The organism is uncultured Planktosalinus sp. (assembly GCF_963973675.1).
In the GTDB taxonomy this organism is placed as follows: domain Bacteria; phylum Bacteroidota; class Bacteroidia; order Flavobacteriales; family Flavobacteriaceae; genus Planktosalinus.
The window spans coordinates 1-3289 of sequence record NZ_CAXBAN010000307.1 but is presented as its reverse complement, the minus strand read 5'-3'; the positions used below and the strand labels follow the sequence as shown (position 1 = coordinate 3289).

The 3289-nt window shown below is 36.0% G+C and carries 5 protein-coding genes; 4 read left to right on the top strand and 1 reads right to left on the bottom strand.

From position 1 onward, the window contains the following. The 3 genes from ssb to AACY61_RS11005 form a co-directional block, all read left to right on the top strand. The coding region (ssb, locus tag AACY61_RS11015) for a single-stranded DNA-binding protein (protein ID WP_339611635.1) at nucleotides 1–343 on the top strand (343 nt) is incomplete at its 5' end. Nucleotides 344–389: 46 nt separating this feature from the next. Next, nucleotides 390–938, top strand: a complete 549-nt coding sequence (gene gldD / locus AACY61_RS11010; protein WP_339611634.1) for a gliding motility lipoprotein GldD — start codon at nucleotides 390–392, stop codon at nucleotides 936–938. Beyond that, on the top strand, nucleotides 929–1837 hold the full coding sequence (locus AACY61_RS11005; protein ID WP_339611633.1) for a T9SS type A sorting domain-containing protein: 909 nt from the start codon (nucleotides 929–931) through the stop codon (nucleotides 1835–1837). Before gldD ends, AACY61_RS11005 begins: the two co-directional genes overlap by 10 nt. A 57-nt stretch (nucleotides 1838–1894) precedes the next feature. Here the strand turns inward: AACY61_RS11005 and AACY61_RS11000 are convergent, their stop codons facing one another. Beyond that, complete coding sequence (locus AACY61_RS11000; RefSeq protein ID WP_339611631.1) at nucleotides 1895–2302, bottom strand: heavy metal-associated domain-containing protein; 408 nt, start codon at nucleotides 2300–2302, stop codon at nucleotides 1895–1897. A gap of 86 nt (nucleotides 2303–2388) precedes the next feature. Between AACY61_RS11000 and AACY61_RS10995 the strand changes: the two genes are divergently transcribed. Continuing rightward, nucleotides 2389–3288 carry an EamA family transporter gene (locus AACY61_RS10995; protein ID WP_339611630.1) on the top strand — a complete coding sequence of 300 codons (900 nt, stop codon included), beginning with the start codon at nucleotides 2389–2391 and terminating at the stop codon, nucleotides 3286–3288. Nucleotide 3289: the final 1 nt, after the last annotated feature.

Sequence of the window (3289 nt, the reverse complement as noted above, 5' to 3'; positions counted from 1 at the left end):
TAATAAAACCTCCGGTGAAAAAGAAACCAACACTGAGTGGCACAACATTGTGGTAAGAAATAAAGCAGCAGAAATCTGTGAACGTTACCTCAAAAAAGGGGATAAAGTATATATTGAAGGTCGTTTAAAAACCAGAAAATGGTCAGACGATCAGGGCAATGAACGTTACAGCACTGAAATTCAATGTACAGACTTCACTTTTTTAACTCCTAAAAGTGAATCTGAAAATTACACTCAAAAAACAAGCCCACAACCTGAAACTTCTACAGAATCCAAGCCAACACAAGCCCAACCTCAACAAGGTCAAGATGAAAAGCAAGAAAAAGACGACCTACCCTTTTAATAGGTTTTATTAAAGAAAAACGTTTTTGAAAAATAGCACTTGCTTTATGAAGTATGTTTTATTAATTTTTTGTTTTTTAGTCTTAGCCGGTTGCAATGAAGAGGTGGTCATAAAACCCAAGGCTCTGTTACACCTTCAATATCCTGAACCCGTCTATGTCAGTCCAAAACTAGATTGCCCTTTTAACTTTGTTTACAATGCTCAGGCAAATATAAAAACTAAAGATAATTGCTGGTTGGATATAGTTTATCCATCTATGAAAGCAACAATTCATTTGACATACCGTCCGGTTGAAAACAATATCGACTCCTTGTTATATGACGCTCAAAAATTAACATATGACCATACCATCAAAGCTTCATCCATCTATGAACAACCCCGTGTAGACTCAATAAGCAAGGTATATGGAATGTTGTATATGATTAATGGCAACGCAGCCACCTCTACTCAATTCTATGTTACTGACAGCAGCAAACATTTTGTCACCGGATCACTCTATTTCAAAAGCAAACCAAATTTTGACTCAATATTGCCTGCCATTTCTTATATTCGTGAGGATGTAAGACGAATCATGGAAACTATCAAATGGGAATAAAAACTAATTTTCTAAACAAAATTGCTTTCTTTTGGCTGGTATTTTCAGCTGTTACGGTTTCATCTCAAAATTACACACCCCTTTTAAATGACGTGAATGAATGGCAATTCACCTCATGTTTTTTCGGCTGTACTACTGATGTTTATTTTACTGATGGCGATACCATTGTAAACACTAAAACATATAAGGTGTTAGACGGCTATCACTACATCAATCGCAATCTTTTGTTACGTGAAAATATTTCTGAAAAAAAAGTATACATCACCATTCTTGAGCCACAATTTACAGAAGACTTATTACTTTATGACTTTTCTATGGAAGTTGGTGACACCATAGAAATGCTAAACCCCGTGACTCCCTTTCCAAACAATGGTGGGTATTATATTTTAGATTCAATTTTAAACCTACCACTTGTAGATGGAAATGAATACAGACATTTTTATTTTTCTCCAACACCTTCAAATACCATCAGTAACACTAATGCCATTTGGGTTGAAGGAATGGGCTCGCTTTCAATGATCAATGCACCGGGAGGAAAACCTGATATCAATGGTGTTGGAAAAGTAAGCTGCTTTTTTAAAAATGCAGAACTATTTTATTCAGACCTTGATTCAATTGACGCTTGTGAACCGTTTTTAAACATGGATTCCTTTTTAAGAAATGAATTAAAAATTCAGCTCATTTATGAAAACCAAAAAAATCATTTCACCCTAACTTATGCCAAAAAAGTATCAAATCTTACGCTGTTTGATTTAAGCGGAAAAGAAATACAATCACTTTCAACAAGGAATCAAAACACCATTCACCTCGATTTAAGCGCATTCAAGCCCGGACTATACATCCTAAAAGCTGTCACAAATGATTACAAGCAACAAACATTTAAAGTGCTTCTTCAATAAAAAAACCCATCAACTTTATAGGATGATGGGTGTTCGGTATTCCTATTCAAATGACCCTTATTCGTTGCTTTCTTCAGTTTTTTCAGTTATTGTTTTTCCATTCCAGCTGGTCACACTATAGGTATCAGAGGTGTTTACAACAGTTGCACTTATTTTTTGCTGACTCGCAAGTTGCTCATCAAAAGAAACCGTTGCGGTCTTGGTTTCAAAATCAACTTTTACTTCTTTCACGCCGTCCATTTTGGCAATGTTTTTCTCTATCACTTTAGCACAACCCATCGCACATTTCATTCCTTCTATTTCAAAAGTAGCATCGGTATAAATCGCATCGGGGTTCAGTACTTTTTCAGCTTCAGTTTTTGAAGCCACATCAATAGTTTTTGTTTCAGGCTGAGACTCGTTTTTACACGAAAAACTTATCATTGCTATTGCCACAACTAAAAAGGTATATTTAACTGTTCTCATTTTTATAATTATAAAATTTTTACAAAGTTACAAATTAAGGAGATTAATCGGTTTAAATTGTTGAATTTTGTCACTCATTTTACACTATGGAGAAAGACAATATCAAGTGGGTTTATTTAATCTTACTTTCCATAATTTGGGGAAGTTCGTTTATATTGATTAAAAAAGCTCTTGTGGGCTTAACCCCCTTGCAGGTAGGCTCTTTAAGAATTGTGATTGCCGGGGTTTTCCTTTTTATTATAGGTTTTAAGCGCATTCGAAAACTCAACAAATATCAGTGGAAATGGGTTGCTATAGCCGGTTTTTTAGGTACTTTTTTTCCTGCGTTTTTCTTTGCCTTTGCACAAACAGAAATTGACAGTGCCATTACCTCCATTCTCAATGCGACCACTCCCATTATGACCTTGATTTTTGGGGCACTATTTTTTGCCATTGGGTTTTCAAAAAGACAATTGTGGGGTGTTTTAATTGGTCTGGCCGGTTGTTTATTGTTGATTTGGCAAAGTGCAGACATCAATCCAAATCAAAATTACTGGTATGTGTTGTTTATTTTTATGGCTACCGTGGGCTATGCTATGAATGTAAATGTGATTAAAACCCGTTTACAGGAACTTACGCCACTAGGTATTTCAGCAGGGAGTTTTTTCGTAATCTTGATTCCTGCGCTTATTATTTTAATCTCTACAGGTTTTTTCAAGGCCGAAACACTTCAATCTCCGGGCACATTGAATGCAGCAGGATATATCGCTTTACTGGCCATTTTTGGAACTGCTTTGGCTCTTTTAGTCTTTAACAAACTGATTCAAATAAGCACGCCGGTGTTTTCTACTTCGGTAACTTACACAATACCTATTGTTGCACTACTCTGGGGAATTATTGATGGTGAGCAATTTTCATTTATGCAGTTGATTGGCGGCGGAATCATTTTGGCGGGTGTAGTCCTTGCCAATAGCAAAAAGCGGATACGAAAAACCGCCCCGGTTTAGT

Coding starts and splice junctions, on each gene's coding strand:
- gldD (WP_339611634.1), top strand. CDS start 390: ATGAAGTATGTTTTATTAATTTTTTGTTTTTTAGTCTTAGCCGGTTGC.
- AACY61_RS11005 (WP_339611633.1), top strand. CDS start 929: ATGGGAATAAAAACTAATTTTCTAAACAAAATTGCTTTCTTTTGGCTG.
- AACY61_RS11000 (WP_339611631.1), bottom strand. CDS start 2,302: ATGAGAACAGTTAAATATACCTTTTTAGTTGTGGCAATAGCAATGATA.
- AACY61_RS10995 (WP_339611630.1), top strand. CDS start 2,389: ATGGAGAAAGACAATATCAAGTGGGTTTATTTAATCTTACTTTCCATA.